Raw genomic sequence first — 20,296 nt, 5'->3', positions numbered from 1 at the left:
CGGGTATATACCCGCTTAAGATCGGAAAAACCGGCATCACGCCAGTTCGTCCAGCAATCGCAACAAGGTTTCGCGTTTTTCGGCACCCAGACGATCGACCAACCGCTGCTGTGCCGCTTCCCACGCCGGCAAGGCCGCTGTCAGGCGATCGGCACCCGCCTGGGTCAGGCGGACAATGCGGTTACGCATGTCCTCACCCTCGACCAGCGTGACCAGGCCCTCACCTTCGAGCACCCGAAGATTGCGCCCCAGGGTGCTGCGGTCCAGGCCCATGGCATCGGCCAGGGTGGAAATACTCGGTTCATTCAGGCGCTGCAGATTGCACAGCAAAGAATACTGGGCAACGTTGATCCCGAAGCCGTCGAGAGCGCCGTCGTAATGCCTGCTGACGCCACGGGCGGCGCGACGCAGGTTGATGCATAAACATTGAGAGTCGAGCATGGTGCGTGTATATACCCGCGAGTGTGTTAAATCAAGTTACAGATGAGTTCAGTCAGGGATATCGAAGTGTCTGGCAGACCGCATTCGCGAGCAAGCCCTCTCCCACATGATTGGCGTCGTACATAAATTCTGCGTTCACTGAAGATCTACTGTGGGAGCGGGCTTGCTCGCGAAGAGGCCCGCACACCCAGCACAAAAACCTCAGACCAACGCCAATCCTACCAACACCGCCATCTCCAGCAACTCCAGCATCGCCCCGGCCGTATCCCCCGTCGTCCCACCCAATCGTCGCAGCATCACCTGCCGCAACCAAACGAACATGCCCGCCGCCAGCAACAGCGCCCAGACACCGCTGAACCCTGCGATCAGCACACATGCCAACGCACTGACCGCCAACACCTGCTTACCCGCTGAACGAGGCAAATGATCGGCCAGCGCCTGCCCCAACCCGCCGGCACGCACATACGGCGTGGTCAGGAACAACCCCAGCAGCGCGCTGCGGCCAATCAGCGGAACGATGATCAGCACAACGCTGTGCTGCTGCTCGATCAACGCCAGCAACGCGGCGAATTTGAGCAGCAACACCAGCACCAGCGTCACCACCGCAATCGGCCCGCTGCGCGGGTCTTTCATGATGGTCAGCGTGCGCTCGCGGTCGCCGAAGCCACCGAGCCATGCGTCGGCGCTATCGGCCAGACCGTCCAGGTGCAACGCGCCGCTTAGCAGTACCCAAACCGTCAGCAGCAACGCGGCGTGAAGCAACAAAGGCGTGCCCAGTAACAACCCGTTCAGCGCCCATAAAATAACGCCGAACAGCAGCCCGACCAGCGGATAAAACAGCAGCGACCGACCCAGTTCCTGAGGCGCGGGCATGCCGGACAGACGAATCGGCAGACTGCTGAGAAATTGCAGGGCGATCCAGAACGGCAACATGGTCAGGTCGCTTCCTTGAGAATGACGCCTGACTCGACGCGCAACGAAAACAGCGAGCCATGGCCGACCTCGACATTCAGCAACTGCTCTCGCGGCAAACCCCGCGCCTGAGCCAGCAACAAACGCATGACGCCGCCATGGCTGATCAACAAAATCCGTTCGCCCGCATACGTCGCGTGCAGACGCTCCACCGCCGCCAGCACCCGCGTCGAAAAATCTCCGACCGGCTCGCCCTCAGGAGGCGTAAAGGAATAAGGATCGGCCCAGAACAGGCCCAACCCTTCAGCGTCAGTCTCCATCAGTGCCGCCGCGCGCTTTCCTTCCCAGGCACCGAAGTGCAGTTCTTGCAGATCCTTATCGAGGTGTACAGACAAGCCCAGCTGAGCACCGAGTTCATCAGCAAACCGCGCACAGCGTTGCAATGGCGAACTGATCAACCGATCCCACGGCCCATGTCCGACCACCGCCGCGCGCATCTGCTCCCAGCCCTTGGCGGTCAGCGCATCGTCTAGGCTGCCGCGCAAACCGCCACCGAGCTCGGTTTCACCGTGGCGCAGAAGATCCAGGCGCAACGTCATGCCGGACGGTCCGCCACCGCTGCTTCGGCGAAGGTCGCCATTTGCCCGTGAAGATCACAAGCCAGGCGCAGCAACGGCACGGCCAACGCAGCGCCACTGCCCTCGCCCAGCCGCAGGCCGAGGTCCAGCAGCGGCTCGGCGTTGAGGGTTTCCAGCACATGACGATGGCCCGGCTCGGCACCGCGATGGCCGAACAACAACCACTCGCGGCATTCAGGGTTCAAGCGCACTGCCACCAACGCGGCGACGCTGCAAATAAAGCCGTCCACCAGCACCGCAACGCCCTCCTGGGCACACGCCAGATACGCACCGACCAACGCCGCAATTTCAAAACCGCCGAGGTTGAACAGGGTTTGCAGTGCATCACCGCGCTGAGCGCCGTGCAATGCCAAGGCACGTTCGATGACCTGCGCTTTATGGCTGACCCCCGCCGCGTTCAAGCCGGTGCCCGGCCCGGCCAGATGCACCACCGGGCAATCGAGCAAGGCACAGGCCAGCGCACTGGCTGCGGTGGTGTTGCCGATGCCCATCTCACCACCGATAAACAGCTGCGCACCGGCGGCGACCGCACGCTGCACGCTGTCGCGACCGGCTTGCAAAGCGAGTTCGCCCTGGGCCTGAGTCATGGCCGGACCTTCCACGAAATTGGCAGTGCCCGCACCGATGTTGAGGTGACGCACGCCCGGCAGGTTCAACGATGGCGTCACTGTACCGAGGTCGACCACTTCCAGGGACGCACCGAGCTGGCGCGCCAGCACGCTGATTGCCGCACCACCGCTGACGAAGTTATGCAGCATCTGCCCGGTGACTTCCTGAGGAAATGCCGACACGCCCTCAGCCACAACGCCATGGTCACCGGCAAAAATGGCAATCCACAACTGATCAAGACTCGGTTTGACCTGCCCCTGCAGTCCCGCCAATTGCACGGCCACCGATTCGAGTCGGCCGAGGGAACCGGCGGGCTTGGTCAGCTGCTGTTGACGGGCCTGCGCCTGTTCGACAGCTTGCGCATCGATCGGCTTGCTCGGGTTCAGCCACCAGGATTGAGTCATAACGCAGTTCCTTTCAAAGTCAGGGGCAGGCCGGCGACGGTCAGGACGACACGTTGGCAGCACTCGGCCAGGGCTTGATGCAGCCAACCGGCTTCATCGACATAGCGGCGAGTCAATTCGCCCAGCGGCACGACACCCATTCCGGTCTCGTTGCTGACAAAAATGATTTCACCCGGCAATGACGCCAGGCAGCCCAGCAAGGCTTCGCGCTCTGCGATGAGGCGTTCGGCGTTGTCGAGCATCAGTAGATTGGTCATCCACAGGGTCAGGCAATCCACCAGCAGGCAACGCTCGGCGCGGGCGGTTTCGCGCAGCACTCGGGCGAGTTCGATGGGCTCTTCGATCAACGCCCATTCGGTCGGGCGACGGGCGCGGTGATGGGCGACCCGCTCGTTCATTTCACCGTCCAGCGGTTGGCTGGTGGCGATGTAGGTCACTGCCAGGCCACTGTCGGAGGCGAGTTTTTCAGCGAGTCGACTTTTGCCGGAACGGGCGCCGCCGAGGATCAGTTGCAGCATGGTTACATCCTATAAATGTGCGGTGAGGCGACTGGCGCCTTCGCGAGCAAGTCGAAGACGCCAGTGAAACCACCCTAAATCCCACAGAGCTCACGCAACAACGCGGTATCCAAATGCTTCTCCACCAAATCCGCCAACCGCTCGATATCCCGCTCGCGCAACCCGTGGTAATCCACGTCCTGCACATTCTGCAAACCCGCCCAACGCAGCAGCGCACTGCACGCTACCGGAGATTCGAACAGGCCATGCAAGTAGGTGCCGAAAATCTGCCCGTCAGTACTTTGCGCGCCATCACAGCGACCATCGTCCAGCTGCACCGCAGCATTTTCCAGCGCCGGCCCGGTGGTGACTCCGGCATGAATTTCGTAACCGCTGACTTCAGCATCTTCCAGCGCCAGACGACCGCGCACATTGCGCAATTGCTTCTCTTCTTCGAGCTGCGTTTCAAACGCCAGCAAGCCCAGACCGGCACTGGAACCCGGCGCGCCTTCGAGGCCCAGCGGGTCATGCACCTGCTCACCGAGCATTTGCAGTCCGCCGCAAATCCCCAGCACTTTGCCGCCGTAGCGCAGATGACGACTGATGGCCGCGTCCCAGCCATTGGCACGCAGATACTCGAGGTCGCTACGCACGCTTTTTGAGCCGGGGAGGATGATCAGGTCGGCCGGCGGGATCGCCTGGCCAGGGCCGATGAATTGCAAGTCCACTTGCGGATGCAGGCGCAGCGGATCGAAATCGGTGTGGTTGCTGATGCGCGGCAATACCGGCACCACCACTTTCACCACGCGCTCAGCCTTGTCGGTCTGGCGCTGATCGATGCCGTCCTCGGCTTCCAGGTGCAAATCCATCACATACGGCAGCACGCCGATCACCGGTTTGCCGGTGCGCGCTTCCAGCCAGTCCAGTCCCGGTTGCAGCAAAGCGATGTCGCCGCGAAAACGGTTGATGATGAAGCCTTTGACCCGTGCCTGTTCGGTGGGCGACAGCAATTCCAGCGTGCCCACCAGATGCGCGAATACCCCGCCGCGATTGATGTCGGCAATCAACACCACCGGACAATCCACCGCTTCGGCAAAGCCCATGTTGGCGATGTCGCCGGTACGCAGATTGATCTCGGCCGGCGAGCCCGCGCCTTCGACCATCACCACCGGATAGGCCGCGCTCAATCGTTCATGGGAGGCCAGCACCGCTTGCATGGCGATGGTTTTGTAGTCGTGATAGGCCACCGCGTTCATCGTTGTGACTGCGCGACCATGAATGATCACTTGGGCGCCGGTGTCGCTGTTGGGTTTGAGCAGTACCGGGTTCATGTCGGTGTGCGGCTCAAGGTTGGCCGCCTGGGCTTGCACGGCCTGGGCGCGACCGATCTCGCCACCGTCGGCGGTCACGGCACTGTTGAGCGCCATGTTCTGCGGTTTGAACGGCACGACGCTCACGCCCTGACGCGTGACCCAGCGGCACAACGCCGTCACCAGGGTGCTTTTACCGGCGTCGGACGTGGTGCCTTGCACCATTAGCGTGGTCATTGGGATTCCTTGACGTAGTCTTGAAGCGCCAGTTCGAGACGCTGCCAATCGGCCTCATCCGCAGGCAAGCCAAAACGCACGCTACTGTTGTGGGTGAACAGCCGCAGCAAGATGCCGCGCCTCGCCATGAACTCGTGCAGCGCTTCGGCACGCTCGGTGATCAGCCATTGAAACAAGGCGCAGCCACCCTGCGGCTGCAAACCATACTGCCCGAGCAACAGCGCCAATCGTTCGCTGGCCACTTCGCTGCGTACCCGCTGCCTGGCGTGGCCTTCGGTGTCCAGCAAACAGGCTTGGCCTAGCACCCGTGTCGGCCCGCTGACCGCCCACGGCCCGACCTGCTCGGCGAGTAATTTGAGCAGCTTGCGCTCAGCCAGGACAAAGCCCAGCCGCACACCGGCCAGGCCAAAAAACTTGCCGAAGGAACGCAGCACAATCAAACCGACCAGATGGGCAAACGGCGCCAGGCTCAGCGTCGGCGTGTTGTCCATGAACGCCTCGTCCACCACCAGCCAGCCACCGCGCGAGGCCAGTCGGGCATGCCAGTCGAGCAGGCGACTCGGGGTCAGGCTCAGGCCTGTCGGGTTGTTGGGATTGACCACCACCAGCACGTCGAGGCTGTCGATATAGAAGTCGACCTCCTGCTCCAGCACTTCGCGCACAATGTAGCCGTTGCGCCGCCACGCTTCCGCGTGTTCGGCGTAGCACGGCGACAGCACGCCGACCTTGCCGGCCCGGCGCAGACGCGGCAGCAACTGGATGGCCATTTGCGAACCGGCAACCGGCAGCACCTGGGCGGCGCCGTAATAATCGCAGGCTGCCTGCTCCAGACCGTCATCGGTTTCCGGCAAGCGCGCCCAGGCCCGCAGCGGGATTTCCGGGATCGGGAATGGCCACGGCGCGAGGCCGCTGGACAGGTCCAGCCAATCGGCTTCGGCAATGCCGTATTCGAGCGCCGCCTTGCGCAAGCGGCCACCGTGCTCAAGCATAGAATTCAGCTCCCACGCAGAGAATCAGCAGCCATAACCATACCCCGCGCTGGACCAATTGCCAGCCACGGTCGATGGAGTCGGCATCCGCCGGCACACCTTCGCCCAGTTGCGGACGCTGATGCAGTTCACCGTGATAGATCGCCGCCCCGCCCAACTCGACGCCGAGTGCACCGGCACCGGCCGCCATCACCGGCCCGGCGTTCGGGCTGTCCCAGGTCGGGCCCTGGGTGCGCCAACATTTCAACGCCAGTCGGGTTTTGCCCAGCAGCGCGTAGGTCAACGCCACCAGGCGCGCAGGAATGTAGTTGAGGACATCGTCGATTTTCGCCGCCGCCCAGCCGAAACGTTCGAAGCGTTCGTTGCGATAACCCCACATCGCGTCCAGGGTGTTGCTCAAGCGATAGAGCACCACGCCGGGTGCGCCGGCCACGGCAAACCAGAACAGCGCAGCAAATACCGCATCGCTGCCGTTTTCCAGGACTGATTCGGTGGCGGCGCGGGCGACTTCGGTTTTATCCAGCTCGCTGGTCTGGCGGCTGACCAGATAGCCGACACGTGTGCGCGCCTCCTCCAGATCATCGCTGCGCAGGGCCTTGGCCACCGGCTCGACATGTTCGCCGAGGCTGCGCATGCCGAGCGCGCAATAGAGCGCGAGAATCTCGACCACCCAGCCGACATAAGGCGCCCAGGAAAACGCCGTGGCCAGCAAGGTCAGCGGCAACACCGCAATCACCCAAGCGGTGACGCCGTGACTGCGCCAGCCGCGCCCCTCACCATTGAAACGTCGCTCGATGCGGTCGGCAAAACGGCCGAACGCCACCAGCGGATGCCAGCGTTTGGGTTCGCCCAGCAGCGCGTCCAGCGCCACCGCGGCGACACTCAATAACGCCACACTCATTGACTCACTCCCCAATAATTTTCATACAGCAACTCACTGAGCGGACGCGCCTGCGCCCACCCTTCGAGTACCAGCATCGGCGCCGGATAGAATTCCTTGACCGGGCCGAGGCAAAGAACTGCCAACGGCTTGGCTCCGGCGGGTAAACCCAGCAAGTCCGCCAGTGCTTGCGGCTCGAACAGCGACACCCAGCCCATGCCCAGACCTTCAGCGCGGGAGGCCAGCCAGAGGTTCTGGATCGCGCAGGACAACGAGGCCATGTCCATTTCCGGCAAGGTGCGACGGCCAAAGATGTGGCGTTCGCGATCATCCATCAGCGCGGCGACCAGCACCTCGGCGCAATCGTTGATGCCTTCGACCTTGAGCTTCATGAATTCGTCGGTGCGCTCGCCGAGGGCTTCGGCGGTGCGGATGCGTTCTTCTTCCACCAGTTGCTGGATCTTGCCGCGCAGGGCCCGGTCGCTGATGCGGATGAACCGCCAGGGCTGCATCAGGCCGACGCTGGGGGCTTGATGGGCTGCTTCGAGCAGGCGCTGCAGTAACTCGGGCTCGACGGTGCCGCCGCTGAAGTGGCGCATGTCGCGGCGTTCGGCAATTGTCCTATAAACCGCTTCGCGTTCGGCTTCGGAAAATGCGTTGTCGGTCATGGCCTCTTCGCGAGCAAGCCCGCTCCCACAGGGGTTAGGTGATCCAATGTGGGAGCGGGCTTGCTCGCGAAGGCGTCCCTGAAGTCGGGAAGAAATAGTGCAGCGATCGCGTTCGGATTGGACGGGAAATAGAAGTGGACGTAGGAAGCCGTCATCCGCCCCTCACGATAAACCGCCTCCGCCCCACGCCCGCCGTTCGGGCTCAGCCCACGAGCAATCGGCTCAAGCTCGGTGCTGGTCAACGAATGGTGATAGGTGTGCCCGCGCAACGAACCTTCCGGCAACTCAACGGCTTGCAGCGCCAGCGCAGCCAGACGTTTCTGCATCACCGCATCACCGGCCAGCAAACCGACCAATTCAGCGCGAGTGCCTTCGACGTCGGTCAACGAATCGAGCAGGTACAACATCCCGCCACATTCGGCCAGCAACGGTTTGCCGGCGGCATGATGGGCGCGGATAGCATTGAGCATCGAGGTGTTCTGTGACAGCGCCACATGGTGCAATTCCGGATAACCGCCCGGCAAATAAAGGCTGTCCGCCTCTGGCAAATCAGCATCGCGGATCGGCGAGAAAAACAGCAATTCGGCGCCCATGGCCCGCAGCAAATCCAGGCTCGCGCCGTAGGTGAAAGCAAACGCTTCATCACGGGCCACGGCGATTCGCACGCCGGCCAGCAAAGGCTCGGCGACGATCATTTCAGGTGCCGCAAATTCCACGGGCGGCGGCAGCGCCACGTCGCAACTGCTGGCCAGCGATTGGGCCGCGGCATCGAGGCGCAGGTCGAGATCGTTCAACTCGCTGGCCTGGACCAGACCGAGATGACGACTCGGCAATTCAATCCCGGTCTCACGCGACAACGCGCCGTACCAGCGCAAGCCTTCCGTCAAGCTGCCTTCCAGCAATTGCGCGTGGCGCAGCGTGCCAACACGGTTGGCCAACACACCGGCAAACGGCAAGTCCGGCTGATACTTGGCCAACCCCAACGCCAGCGCACCGAAAGTCTGCGCCATCGCCGTGCCGTCGATCACACCGAGCACCGGCACACCGAAGTGCCGCGCCAGGTCCGCGCTGGACGGCGTGCCGTCGAAAAGGCCCATGACGCCTTCGATGAGGATCAGGTCGGCCTCACCGGCGGCTTCCCACAACAGTCGACGACTTTCCTGCTCGCCGACCATCCACATGTCCAGTTGATACACCGGCGCACCGCTGGCGCGCTCGAGAATCATCGGGTCGAGAAAGTCCGGGCCGCACTTGAACACGCGAACCTTGCGCCCCTGATTGCGATGCAAACGGGCCAGCGCGGCGGTGACGGTGGTCTTGCCCTGACCGGAGGCCGGCGCGGCAATCAATACCGCCGGGCATTGACGATGGCTATTCATAAAGTGCAGCTCACAACTCGACGCCTTTTTGCGCTTTGATCCCGGCCTGGAATGCGTGTTTGATCACGCCCATTTCGGTGACCGTGTCGGCCAGTTCGATCATCTCCGGTTTGGCGCCGCGACCGGTGACCACCACATGTTGCATCGGCGGACGCGCCTGCAAGTCAGTGAGCACTTGATCGAGGTCGAGGTAACCGTGCTTGAGCGCAATGTTCAACTCATCCAGCACCACCAGGCCGATCGATGGATCGCGCAGCAGTTCGCGGGACACTTCCCAAGCGGCTTCGGCGGCGGCGATGTCACGCTGGCGGTCCTGGGTTTCCCAGGTGAAGCCCTCGCCCATCACATGAAAACGCACCTGCTCCGGGAAGCGGCGGAAGAACAGCTCTTCGCCGGTACTGTTGCGGCCCTTGATGAACTGCACCACGCCGCACTGCATGCCGTGCCCCATGGAGCGGGCGAGCATGCCGAAGGCCGAGCTGCTCTTGCCTTTGCCGTTGCCGGTCAGTACCAGCAGCAGGCCGCACTCGTTCGGCGAGTTGGCGATGCGTTCGTCGATCACGGCTTTTTTGCGCTGCATGCGCGCCAGATGGCGTTCGTCACGATCAGGGGAATCAGTCATGGGGGAGCTCTCCGTTGAGGCTGGATAACGGCGGGCAGGCACAAGAATAGACGGCAAGAAGCCTGGCATCGCCCACCGTGATGCCGTTGGATGAATCAGGCCGGTCTCCGGGCTCATGAGCGGCTTGCGCCGGACTGCGCGCCTTCCCATGTCGACAGTCGACACAGTGGCTCAAGGCGCAATCTTTACTCATTTACCGTTGCGGGGGCAGCGCCGGGATCGTGACGTTTCGTCGCTTGAAGATGGTCACTCACCGGCTTCCCTGTTTCACTCTGTCGACCTTCGCCACAGAGCACCTGAAACAAGCCGCGAAGGTTAGAGGGTTGGGGGTGGAGCGTCAATTGAAGACAAAGCGCGGGCGAGCGATATACTGCCGCCGGTCAATTTACTGACACCCCAACTTGCACCACACTGTCAGCAGTGATATCAAAGCGCCACAACCCAACATCACAATTACAAAGGGTGAGCAACATGCAAGGCATGATCATCAGCAATCCGAAGCTGGAATTCCTGCGACCGGTGCTGGAACGCTGGTTTGACTGTATAGACCGCTACAATGCGGTGCGCGGCGATAACGATACGCCTTACTGGTACGACGAAAAAGCCAACCTTGGCTTGCTCTCCGCCGCGGCCTGGATGGCGGAAATGGTCACGTTGCAACAAACCACAACGCGCAAGCAGAACGAAGAAGGCGAACGCAACGGCCGTGCCGATCTGTTTATCGCCTCCCCCGAAGAACGCGCCTACCTTCAGGCCACTCAACGTTGGCCGAAGGTCAATAGCCTGAACCTGAGCCAGGCGCTGCAGGACATCACCAGCAACGCCAAACGCATCAGCTACGCCAGCGACCTGAAACTCGGCTGCTTGTTTGTTGCGCCCCAAAAGGCCCAGCAGAGCGCGACACCGGAAGAACTTCAGGACATGGTCGACGACCTGCAAAAAGAACACAGCTGCGCCGTGGCCTGGTATTTCCCGTACGCCTATCGCAAGTTGCGCAATGAAGCCGGCAACTATCACCCCGGCATCGCCGTGCTGTTCAAGGAAGCCCGCGGCTGACCGGTTGAACCATCGCGCTTCAAATCTTCTCTATGATTAAGTCAATGCATTCATAGGGAAGATCCGCATGCGCAAGCCCCAGCTCGTTCTCGTCATCGCGCTCGCCGGAGGGCTCGCCGCTTGTGGTGAAACCTCCAGCTTGCAAGTCTCCGACGGCACCGGCCCGTCACCCAAGTTGCCAGAACCCAACAAAACCCTGATCCCGACGGTGAATATCGCCCCGGCGATCGGCTGGCCGGAGGGCGCGAAACCCACTCCTGCGGCGGGCACTCAAGTGGCGGCATTCGCCGAAGGGCTCGATCACCCGCGCTGGCTCTACGTGCTGCCCAACGGCGACGTGCTGGTGGCCGAAACCAACGCGCCACCGAAACCCGATGACGGCAAAGGCATTCGCGGCTGGGTAATGGGCAAAGTCATGGGCCGTGCCGGTGCCGGCGTCCCCAGCCCGAACCGCATCACGCTGCTGCGGGACAAGGACCACGATGGCATCGCCGAAACCCGCACGGTGTTCCTGGAAAACCTCAATTCGCCGTTCGGCATGACCCTGGTCGGCAATGACCTGTACGTCGCCGACACCGATCGCTTGCTGCGCTTTCACTATGAAAACGGCGCCACGGCAATCAAGTCGCAGCCGATCAAGGTGGTCGACCTGCCGGGCGGCACGTTGAATCACCACTGGACCAAAAACGTCATCGCCAGCAAGGACGGGAGCAAGCTGTACGTCACGGTCGGCTCCAACAGCAACGTTGGCGAAAACGGCCTGGACCAGGAAGAAGGTCGCGCGGCGATCTGGGAAGTGGATCGCGCCACCGGCAATCACCGCATCTTCGCCTCGGGGATTCGCAATCCAAACGGTCTAGCCTGGGAACCGCAGACCGGTGCCTTGTGGACGGCGGTCAATGAGCGGGACGAAATTGGCAGTGATCTGGTGCCGGACTACATCACTTCGGTGAAAGACGGCGGATTCTACGGCTGGCCCTTCAGCTATTACGGCCAGCACGTCGACATTCGCGTCGAGCCGCAAAACCCGGACCTGGTGGCCAAGGCCATTGCGCCGGACTACGCGGTCGGCCCGCATACCGCGTCGCTGGGCCTGTCGTTTGCCGAGGGCAACTCGCTTCCAGCGCAGTTCAAGGAAGGCGCCTTCATCGGTCAGCACGGCTCGTGGAACCGCAAGCCACACAGTGGCTATAAGGTGATTTTCGTCCCGTTCGCGGGCGGTAAACCGACCGGGCAACCGGTGGATGTGCTGACAGGTTTCCTCAATGAGGATGAGAAAGCCATGGGCCGGCCTGTGGGCGTGGTGATTGATCAGCAAGGGGGTTTGCTGGTGGCCGATGATGTGGGGAACAAGGTGTGGCGGGTTTCCGCAGCCAAGTAATCTCAAGCTGCCAATACATAACTAATGTGGGAGCGGCTCAGCACTTACTTTTTACGACACAGAGTTAAACCATCTCCTAGCGGCAACAACGACAGATCCACACGCGAGTCATCCTTCAAGGCGCGATTGAGCGCCTGGATGGCTCGGGTGTCTGCGCTTTCGGGATCCTTTTCAAGCACCCGCCCGCTCCACAGCGTGTTATCGAACACCGCCAGCCCGCCGATGCGCAGCAAACGCAGCGCATGCTCCAGATAGCCCGGATAGTTAGCTTTGTCAGCATCGATGAAGATCAGATCGAATTGCCCCGGTTGATCCAGCTGAGCCAGGGTTTCCAGCGCAGGCGCCAGACGCAGATCGATGCGATGGGCGAGCCCCGCCTCCTGCCAATAACGACGCGCGATAGCGTTGTAGTCGCCGGGGATATCACAGCAGATCAGCGAACCGTCCTGCGGCAACGCAGCGGCCATGCACAAGGCGCTGTAACCGGTGAACGTGCCGACTTCCAGCAATCGCTTCGCGCCAATGAGTTTGACCAGTAAAGCGAGGAACTGCCCCTGCTCCGGCGCCACCTGCCAGCGCGCCATCGGCATTGCCTGGGTTTCGTCGCGCAAGCGCTTGAGCAGCGGCGTTTCCCTCAGGGAAACGTCGAGCAGGTATTGATACAGGGAATCGTCGAGATTGAGCGTGCGGGCGGTCATGACGACCTCTTCGGACAGAATGCTACGGATTGCGCGCCAAATGCTCAGGCTGCAGAACACGCTTGGCGCTCAGATATGCCTTCTGCCAGTAAGCCTTGGACAGGCTGTCGAGCTTCACCGTGCCACCAGTGGCGGGCGCATGAACGAAGCGACCTTCGCCGACGTAGATACCGGCATGGCTGACCTGGGAGCCACCGTTGGTGGCAAAGAAGATCAGGTCACCGGTCTGCAGGCCTTCCTTGCCGACGCTGGCCGCCTGCATGCTGATCATTTCGCGGGTGGTACGCGGCAGGGAAATACCGGTGACATCACGGTAGACGTAACCGATCAGACCGCTGCAATCGAAGCCCGAATCCGGCGTGTTGCCACCCCAACGATACGGCGTGCCCACCAGGCCCAGCGCGCGGAACAGCACGTCTTCTGCCTCGGGGGAAAAGGGTTGCGGGTTACCGAAAACAATGGGGGCGCGAACCACCGGCGCAGGAGGCGGTGTGCGACTGGCGCAAGCGCTGAGCAGCGCTGCGAAGAGCATGATGGTGAGGCGGGCCGACATCGTCATTAGCAGAACATCCTGATCTGGCTGCGGCTTTTTTCTGCCGGGAAGACAGAAAAGAAAACCGCCTGCGCAGGACGCAGGCGGTTTGCCATCAATAATAGATCTGGATTCTAGCGGCTATGGGCCAAACTTCAAGTAAGACTTTAAGTTCGCCTTACAAACTGTCCGCCTACTTCGTTGCGAAGAGACTTTTTGTCGCCACTGACGTGGCGACAGGCTGAAGATTTACTTGCGTGCCGTGACCACGGTCGGGGCCATCGCGAGTGCGCGCTTGGCTTCGATGAAGGTCTTGCTCCAGTAGCTGTCGCCCAGGCTATCGACCCGGACACCACCGCTTTTGCGGCTGCTGGAGTGGATGAACTGGTTGTCACCCAGGTAGATCCCGGCGTGACTGACACGACCGCGACGACCATTGGTGGCGAAGAACAGCAGGTCGCCCGGCTTCAGCGCGCTGCGAGCCACCAGCGGCGCATCCACATTGATCATTTCGCGAGTGGAGCGCGGCAGGTTCATGCCGGCTTCTTCACGGAACAGATAACCGATGAAACCGCTGCAATCGAAGCCAGCCTCGGAGGTGCCGCCGAAACGGTAACGGGTACCGATCAGGGACATGCCACGTTCGAGGATGCTGTCGGCCAGAACCGGAAGCTGGTACGACTTGCCGTCGGCGAAGTTTGCCAGTTCTTTGTCGGTGGCCACGCCGTCCTGGTAAAGATCTTCCTGGAAAAGAACGGAAGAGGACTGGGCGGTAACTGAATTCTTGACCTGCTGTTGTTGCTCTTGCTGGGTCACTGGGGAGTGGGCAGCGCAACCGAACAACAGGGTGACGAGTGCGAGAGGCACGAGGGGTGCGAAGCGCTTTAGCATGGGCACGACCGTGGCTGATAGTGGGTAAAGAAGCCGCGACTATGCCCGCTATCATCCTCATTTGCAAATTCAATCGAACTTTATGTGACTTCCTGGTTCCGCGTTTACATCTAAGCGCTTAAGCCCCTTTTAGACGCCTGCGCAGCCTACGACTTGTAGGAAAGCGGATTTTCTGACGCCGGAAATTCGCCAAAACCCCCGCCAGGCTTGAGTTTTACCAGCCTAAGGTTTCTTTCAGGAAAGGAATCGTCAGCTTGCGCTGAGCTTGAAGGGAGGCCTGATCGAGACGCTCAAGCAATTCGAAAAGTGCGCTCATGCTGCGGGTACCGCGGGTCAAAATGAAATGCCCGACTTCATCGGTCAGGTGCAGGCCGCGACGGGAAGCACGCAGTTGCAAGGCGCGCAATTTGTCTTCGTCGGAGAGCGGACGCATCTGGAAGATCAGTGCCAGGGTAAGACGAGACTTCAAGTCAGCCAGCTTCACCGGCAGTTCGCGCGGCGAGGTCGACGCCGCAATCAGCAGACGCCGACCGCTGTCGCGCAGACGATTGAACAGATGGAACAGCGCCTCTTCCCAATCCGCCCGGCCGGCGACCGCCTGCAAATCATCGAGGCAGACCAGTTCGTATTGTTCGAGGTTGTCGAGAATGGAGATGCCGCGATCCAGCAGCTCGGCCAACGGCAGATAAACCGCCGGCTCTCCCAGTTGCTCAAAGCGCAGGCAGGCCGCCTGCAACAAGTGCGTACGCCCTACCCCGTCCTTGCCCCAGAGATAAATCAGGCTTTCGGTCCAGCCGGCGTCGGCTTCGCATAGCCGCTCGACATAGCCGAGTGCAGCGGCATTGGCGCCTGGGTAGTAATTGATAAAGGTAGCGTCATCACGCAGACGCACACCTAGGGGCAGCTGAATCGGTTTCATGCTGACTGAACAGTTCCAAAGGAACCGTTAGTGGCCTCTGTGTAAAGTTTGCGAAGTTTATACCCGTGGGGCGGGTCGCACAATGCGACAGACCACAAGCAAAATCAAAGGTTTGCGTTAACGCCCTGGTTTCATGACAGTTTCTTTGGCGGCGCATGTGACAGCAGCGCGGGGGATACGGGCCAACCTGGCAAGAAACCAGGCCGCCCGCCGTGAGACTTCAACGACCTTTATAGCTCGGGTTCGTCGGCACCACTGTAGATATCCGAATCTTTATACAAATCATGCACATGGCGCACCAGCACCATGATCACCGCCGCCACCGGCAACGCCAGTAAGATGCCGGTAAATCCGAACAGCTCGCCCCCGGCCAGAATGGCGAAGATCACCGCCACCGGGTGCAGGCCGATACGATCGCCCACCAGCAACGGCGTCAGCACCATGCCTTCCAGTGCCTGCCCGACCATGAACACCGCGACGATGCCGATCATGGGATACAGATCGCCACCGAACTGAAACAGCCCGGCAACTAACGCCGCGCCGATCCCGATGACAAAGCCCATGTACGGCACAATGGCCGCCAGGCCTGCGATCAGACCGATCAACAGCCCCAGCTCCAGACCCACCAGCATCAAGCCCGCCGCGTAGATCACGCCGAGCGCCACCATTACCAGCAACTGCCCGCGCACGAATGCACCCAGCACTTCATGGCATTCACCGGCCAGGGTCACGATGCGTTCTTCGTTTTCACGGGGCAGCAGGCTGCGGACCTTGGCCATCATCAGGTCCCAGTCCCGCAGCAGGTAGAAACTCACCACCGGGATCAGCACCAGGTTTGCCAGCCAGCCAATCAACGCCAGCCCGGAAGCCGTCGCCTGACTCAGCACCACCCCGACAATGTCGGTGGTCTGGCCCATGTGCTCGCTGATCGCGGCCTTGAGCTTGTCGAACTTCCAGAAATTATCCGACAGTCCGAATTTCGATTGCGCCCACGGCAGTGCGGTGTGCTGCAGCCAGTCGAGCATCTGCGGCGCCAGTTCATACAAGCGAAACAGCTGCTTGGCGAGCATCGGCACCAACACCAACAGTAAAGTCGTGAAGATCAAGGTGAACAACGCGAACACCGCCACCACGCCCCAGGTGCGTGACAGGCCAGCCCTTTCCAGCCGATCCACCAGCGGATCGAACAGATAGGCCAGCAGCAGCGCGACCAGAAAAGGCGTCAGGATCGGATGCAACAACCAGACAAACACGCAGAGCAGAACCACCCCGCCCAACCAGAACCAACGCCGCGTATCGGCCATGTACCACTCCATATGCATCTATATAAAGAAAGAAAACCTTACCAACGGAATCGCAACTGCGGCACCCGTGCCGGAGTTGGCGCCACCACAGGCGCCCAACCCTCGGCCACCGGCTGCACAGGCGCTACCGGAGCTGGCGCCTCACCGGCCGGCACCTCTTGCAACTTCGCCAGGGACAGCTGCGAGCGTAACTGCTCGGCGCTGCCATTGACCCGATAGAGAATGCGTTCACCGTCGACACTTTGCAGGCACGCACCAAAAGGCTCCAGCAAGCGCCCGAGGGCGGCGTAGCGTTCCAGGTTCATGCCCTGCACTTCCAGCAATTGTTCGCCCGAAGCGCCCGGCTTGACGACAAACCGTGGCGCGAGACGCTGACTCACCGCCAGCATCACCGCATCAGCCACAGCAGCCTGGTCCGCACCCTGCACGCTGCCCGCCTCCTTCTTGTCGCCCAGCCACAAATTCCATTTAGCCTGCCACTGACCGCCCTCTTCCCGGGCATGCACCGCGAGCAAGCCGTCAGCGTTATAACGGTCCGATGCACCGCGCAATGGCGCTGCATCCGTCCCTTCAAGATTCGGCGCGGTAGCGACCAGTTGTTCACTCAGGTCGGCCAACGGCAGACGCAGCGGCAAACCACGATGTTGTGCTGCACGACGCAACGGTGCGGCGCTGGCCTGGCCATCTCCCACCAGGCTCGAACCCTCGGCGGAGTCGTTCAGCCACCAACTCAGGATCGACGGCCGATTCGCCCCCCACAACGACAACCCGGCGCGGCGCAAGGCTTGCTCGGTCGTGGCCGGGTCGAAATCGACCTTCAGCACTTCCGGCGGGCCAGCGTCGAAACCGTATTGGCTGATGATCTGTTGCGGGTCCTTGCGCAGCGCCGCCAAGCCCGGACTTTGCACAGCCTTGGGATCGCCGGTCAGACGCAGCACCAGCGTATCGAGCGCGCGCTGGGTCGCCTGATTGCGCTCCTCCGCCGACTGACTGCTGACAGGCTCGCGCACCTGATACAGGCCTTTGACGGTTTCGGCATGACTCGCCAGGCTGACCAGGGACAAACAGCCTGCAAATAAAAATCTGGAAAAAAAACGCATGGAAGATTCCTGACGACGAGAGCGGCTGGAACAGACCGCATGAAGAGGATCGAACAAGGCTGTGACCACGTCCCTGCGCAAAACATTCACCACGATCTGACTAAGTTTTCGCACTGTCATAACGATAGACGGTTAATCGCGATACCTTATACAGCCATCGGTGAGGCGACCAACATGGGCAATAACGGTTTTTTTCGGCCGATATGCCCCTGCCGTCGGCGTGAGGATGGCCGCTGCCCCTCAAGCCTGATAAAATCGCGCGCCTTCGCAGACCGGCAACAGCCGGGCACCCTGAAATTCGCGGACGGCACTCGCCTTCGTCTGTTTCGGCGGTCCCACTGGACTCGGTCGTTACCCCTGAATCCCCCCCTAAAGGCCTGGATCATGAGCAAGCAACCCTCCCTGAGCTACAAGGACGCCGGTGTAGACATCGACGCCGGTGAAGCATTGGTCGAACGCATCAAGAGCGTCGCCAAGCGCACTGCGCGCCCGGAAGTCATGGGCGGCCTGGGCGGTTTCGGCGCCCTCTGCGAAATCCCGGCCGGCTACAAGCAGCCTGTACTGGTTTCCGGCACCGACGGCGTGGGCACCAAGCTGCGCCTGGCACTGAACCTGAACAAGCACGACAGCATCGGCATCGATCTGGTGGCCATGTGCGTGAACGACCTGGTGGTCTGCGGCGCCGAGCCACTGTTCTTCCTCGACTACTACGCCACCGGCAAGCTCAACGTCGAAACCGCGACCCAGGTCGTGACCGGCATCGGCGCTGGCTGTGAATTGTCCGGCTGCTCCCTGGTTGGCGGCGAAACCGCTGAAATGCCAGGCATGTACGAAGGCGAAGACTACGACCTGGCCGGCTTCTGCGTCGGCGTCGTGGAAAAATCCGAAATCATCGACGGTTCGAAAGTCGCTGCCGGCGATGCCCTGCTCGCCCTGCCGTCTTCCGGTCCGCACTCCAACGGCTACTCGCTGATCCGCAAGATCATCGAAGTGTCCGGTGCCGACATCGAAAACATCCAGCTCGACGGCAAACCGCTGACCGACCTGCTGATGGCCCCGACCCGCATCTACGTGAAGCCGCTGCTCAAGCTGATCAAGGACACCGGTGCCGTCAAGGCCATGGCCCACATCACCGGTGGCGGCCTGCTGGACAACATCCCGCGCGTTCTGCCAAAAGGCGCCCAAGCGGTGGTTGACGTGGCGAGCTGGACCCGTCCTGCCGTGTTCGACTGGCTGCAAGAGAAAGGCAACGTCGACGAAAACGAGATGCACCGCGTGCTGAACTGCGGCGTCGGCATGGTTATCTGCGTGGCTCAAGAGCACGTTGAAACTGCGCTGAATGTCCTGCGTGAAGCCGGCGAGCAGCCTTGGGTCATCGGTCAGATCGCCACCGCTGCCGAAGGCGCAGCCCAGGTTGAACTGAAGAACCTCAAGGCTCATTGATGTCCCAGACCTGTGATGTGGTGGTGCTGTTGTCCGGCACCGGCAGTAACTTGCAGGCCTTGATCGACAGCACGCGGACCGGCGACAGCCCGGTCCGCATCGCCGCGGTGATTTCCAACCGCGCCGACGCTTACGGCCTGCAACGCGCCAGGGACGCGGGTATCGACACCCGCTCCCTGGATCACAAGGCGTTCGAAGGCCGCGAAGCCTTCGACGCCGCGCTGATCGAGCTGATCGACGCCTTCAACCCCAAACTCGTGGTACTGGCCGGTTTCATGCGCATTCTCAGCGCTGACTTCGTGCGCCACTACGCGGGTCGCCTGCTTAACATCCATCCTTCGCTGCTGCCCAAATACAAAGGGTTACACACTCATCAGCGCGCGCTGGAAGCCGGCGACACGGAACACGGCTGCTCCGTGCACTTCGTCACCGAGGAACTCGATGGCGGACCACTGGTCGTACAGGCAGTAATACCGGTAGAGTTGCACGATTCGCCGCAGAGTCTGGCGCAGCGGGTCCACACTCAGGAACACCTGATCTACCCGATGGCCGTTCGCTGGTTTGCCGAGGGTCGTTTATCGCTCGGCGAGCAAGGTGCTTTACTGGATGGAAAGCTACTCGCGGCCAGCGGCCACTTGATTCGAAACTAGGAGATTTTATGCGTCGCGCCCTGCTCTTCGCTTGCGCTCTGTTTGCCCTGCCTTTCGCGCAGGCTGCAGAACTTCAACCTTTCTCCGCCAGCTACACCGCCGACTGGAAACAGCTGCCCATGAGCGGCACGGCCGAGCGCAGCCTGACCAAGGAAGCCAACGGTGTCTGGAAGCTCAGCTTCAAGGCCTCGATGATGATCGCCAGCCTGTCTGAAGAAAGCACCCTGACCGTGGACAAGGACACCTTGCTGCCACAGTCCTATCACTTCGAACGTGGCGGTCTGGGTAAAGCCAAGAAAGCGGACCTGGACTTCGACTGGACCAACAAAATGGTCACCGGCACCGATCGCGGTGACGCGGTCAAGATCCCGCTCAATCGCGGCATGGTCGACAAATCCACCTACCAGCTGGCCCTGCAGCACGACGTGGCCGCCGGCAAGAAAAGCATGAGCTATCAGGTTGTTGACGATGGCGAAGTCGATACCTATGACTTCCGCGTGCTGGGTTCGGAAAAAGTCGACACCAAGGCCGGTCAGATCGATGCGATCAAGGTCGAGCGCGTGCGCGACCCGACACAAAGCAAGCGCATCACCGTGCTGTGGTTCGCCAAGGACTGGGATTACCTGCTGGTCCGTCTGCAACAGGTCGAAACCGACGGCAAGGAGTACAACATCATGCTTCTCGACGGCAAGGTCAACGGCAAGACTGTCAAAGGCAGCTGATCCGGATCGACAGA

At 61.3% G+C, this 20,296-nt stretch carries 22 protein-coding genes and 1 riboswitch; of the genes, 5 read left to right on the top strand and 17 right to left on the bottom strand.

From position 1 onward, the window contains the following. Positions 1-36: 36 nt before the first annotated feature. From ACA072_RS08380 to cobO, 11 genes are all read right to left on the bottom strand, one after another. Positions 37-441, bottom strand: a complete 405-nt coding sequence (locus ACA072_RS08380; RefSeq protein ID WP_497623943.1) for a MarR family winged helix-turn-helix transcriptional regulator — start codon at positions 439-441, stop codon at positions 37-39. Between the two features lie 201 nt (positions 442-642). Further along, positions 643-1,374 carry an adenosylcobinamide-GDP ribazoletransferase gene (locus ACA072_RS08375; protein WP_497623942.1) on the bottom strand — a complete coding sequence of 244 codons (732 nt, stop codon included), beginning with the start codon at positions 1,372-1,374 and terminating at the stop codon, positions 643-645. A 2-nt stretch (positions 1,375-1,376) separates the two neighbouring features. Continuing rightward, a complete protein-coding gene (gene cobC / locus ACA072_RS08370; protein WP_497623941.1) occupies positions 1,377-1,952 on the bottom strand; it encodes an alpha-ribazole phosphatase family protein in 576 nt (191 codons plus the stop codon). Further along, complete coding sequence (gene cobT, locus ACA072_RS08365) at positions 1,949-3,004, bottom strand: nicotinate-nucleotide--dimethylbenzimidazole phosphoribosyltransferase (RefSeq protein ID WP_497623940.1); 1,056 nt, start codon at positions 3,002-3,004, stop codon at positions 1,949-1,951. Before cobT ends, cobC begins: the two co-directional genes overlap by 4 nt. Continuing rightward, entirely contained in the window at positions 3,001-3,522 is a 522-nt protein-coding gene (gene cobU, locus ACA072_RS08360; RefSeq protein WP_497623939.1) for a bifunctional adenosylcobinamide kinase/adenosylcobinamide-phosphate guanylyltransferase, read from the bottom strand. The genes cobT and cobU overlap by 4 nt, the downstream gene beginning before the upstream one ends. Before the next feature lie 74 nt (positions 3,523-3,596). Then, on the bottom strand, positions 3,597-5,048 hold the full coding sequence (locus tag ACA072_RS08355) for a cobyric acid synthase (protein ID WP_497623938.1): 1,452 nt from the start codon (positions 5,046-5,048) through the stop codon (positions 3,597-3,599). After that, positions 5,045-6,037 carry a threonine-phosphate decarboxylase CobD gene (gene cobD, locus ACA072_RS08350; RefSeq protein ID WP_497623937.1) on the bottom strand — a complete coding sequence of 331 codons (993 nt, stop codon included), beginning with the start codon at positions 6,035-6,037 and terminating at the stop codon, positions 5,045-5,047. The genes ACA072_RS08355 and cobD overlap by 4 nt, the downstream gene beginning before the upstream one ends. Next, positions 6,030-6,938 (bottom strand): adenosylcobinamide-phosphate synthase CbiB, encoded by a 909-nt coding sequence (gene cbiB, locus ACA072_RS08345; RefSeq protein WP_497623936.1) that lies wholly within the window; start codon positions 6,936-6,938, stop codon positions 6,030-6,032. Before cbiB ends, cobD begins: the two co-directional genes overlap by 8 nt. Further along, the gene (gene bluB / locus ACA072_RS08340) at positions 6,935-7,585 is read right to left on the bottom strand and encodes a 5,6-dimethylbenzimidazole synthase (RefSeq protein ID WP_497623935.1); all 651 of its coding nucleotides are present in this window, start codon (positions 7,583-7,585) and stop codon (positions 6,935-6,937) included. The genes cbiB and bluB overlap by 4 nt, the downstream gene beginning before the upstream one ends. Next, a complete protein-coding gene (locus tag ACA072_RS08335; protein WP_497623934.1) occupies positions 7,582-8,964 on the bottom strand; it encodes a cobyrinic acid a,c-diamide synthase CobB in 1,383 nt (460 codons plus the stop codon). Before ACA072_RS08335 ends, bluB begins: the two co-directional genes overlap by 4 nt. Positions 8,965-8,974: 10 nt before the next feature. After that, positions 8,975-9,586, bottom strand: coding sequence for a cob(I)yrinic acid a,c-diamide adenosyltransferase (gene cobO, locus ACA072_RS08330; protein WP_131062200.1), 612 nt, complete (start codon positions 9,584-9,586; stop codon positions 8,975-8,977). Positions 9,587-9,667: 81 nt separating this feature from the next. Continuing rightward, positions 9,668-9,901: riboswitch (cobalamin riboswitch) on the bottom strand. Between the two features lie 156 nt (positions 9,902-10,057). On the opposite strand from cobO, the gene ACA072_RS08325 reads away from it, so the two are divergent. After that, positions 10,058-10,642 carry a hypothetical protein gene (locus ACA072_RS08325; protein WP_497623933.1) on the top strand — a complete coding sequence of 195 codons (585 nt, stop codon included), beginning with the start codon at positions 10,058-10,060 and terminating at the stop codon, positions 10,640-10,642. Between the two features lie 67 nt (positions 10,643-10,709). Then, positions 10,710-12,023: a PQQ-dependent sugar dehydrogenase gene (locus ACA072_RS08320; protein WP_497623932.1), complete on the top strand. Its 1,314-nt coding sequence runs from the start codon at positions 10,710-10,712 to the stop codon at positions 12,021-12,023. 44 nt (positions 12,024-12,067) lie between these two features. Here ACA072_RS08320 and ACA072_RS08315 read toward each other — a convergent pair whose 3' ends face one another. From ACA072_RS08315 to ACA072_RS08290, 6 genes are all read right to left on the bottom strand, one after another. Continuing rightward, entirely contained in the window at positions 12,068-12,721 is a 654-nt protein-coding gene (locus tag ACA072_RS08315; RefSeq protein ID WP_497623931.1) for an O-methyltransferase, read from the bottom strand. Between the two features lie 22 nt (positions 12,722-12,743). Further along, complete coding sequence (locus ACA072_RS08310) at positions 12,744-13,280, bottom strand: C40 family peptidase (RefSeq protein ID WP_109628654.1); 537 nt, start codon at positions 13,278-13,280, stop codon at positions 12,744-12,746. Positions 13,281-13,502: 222 nt separating this feature from the next. After that, a complete protein-coding gene (locus ACA072_RS08305) occupies positions 13,503-14,144 on the bottom strand; it encodes a C40 family peptidase (RefSeq protein ID WP_497334683.1) in 642 nt (213 codons plus the stop codon). Between the two features lie 214 nt (positions 14,145-14,358). Continuing rightward, positions 14,359-15,063 (bottom strand): DnaA regulatory inactivator Hda, encoded by a 705-nt coding sequence (gene hda / locus ACA072_RS08300; protein WP_010456804.1) that lies wholly within the window; start codon positions 15,061-15,063, stop codon positions 14,359-14,361. Positions 15,064-15,293: 230 nt separating this feature from the next. Further along, complete coding sequence (locus tag ACA072_RS08295; protein WP_497623930.1) at positions 15,294-16,367, bottom strand: AI-2E family transporter; 1,074 nt, start codon at positions 16,365-16,367, stop codon at positions 15,294-15,296. Positions 16,368-16,405: 38 nt separating this feature from the next. Further along, a complete protein-coding gene (locus tag ACA072_RS08290) occupies positions 16,406-17,467 on the bottom strand; it encodes a DUF2066 domain-containing protein (protein WP_497623929.1) in 1,062 nt (353 codons plus the stop codon). A gap of 384 nt (positions 17,468-17,851) precedes the next feature. Here ACA072_RS08290 and purM point away from each other — a divergent pair, with 384 nt between their 5' ends. From purM to ACA072_RS08275, 3 genes are read left to right on the top strand one after another with little or no spacing between them, the layout of a single operon-like run. Beyond that, positions 17,852-18,910, top strand: coding sequence for a phosphoribosylformylglycinamidine cyclo-ligase (gene purM / locus ACA072_RS08285; RefSeq protein ID WP_010456810.1), 1,059 nt, complete (start codon positions 17,852-17,854; stop codon positions 18,908-18,910). Then, entirely contained in the window at positions 18,910-19,560 is a 651-nt protein-coding gene (gene purN / locus ACA072_RS08280) for a phosphoribosylglycinamide formyltransferase (protein WP_497623928.1), read from the top strand. Before purM ends, purN begins: the two co-directional genes overlap by 1 nt. Before the next feature lie 8 nt (positions 19,561-19,568). Next, positions 19,569-20,282 carry a DUF3108 domain-containing protein gene (locus tag ACA072_RS08275; protein WP_497623927.1) on the top strand — a complete coding sequence of 238 codons (714 nt, stop codon included), beginning with the start codon at positions 19,569-19,571 and terminating at the stop codon, positions 20,280-20,282. The last annotated feature ends 14 nt before the right edge of the window (positions 20,283-20,296 follow it).

The sequence above is a fragment of the Pseudomonas sp. LBUM1656 genome, from assembly GCF_059716065.1.
The sequence above is the reverse complement of the archived record's forward strand: the minus strand, read 5'-3'. Positions and strand labels throughout refer to the sequence as shown.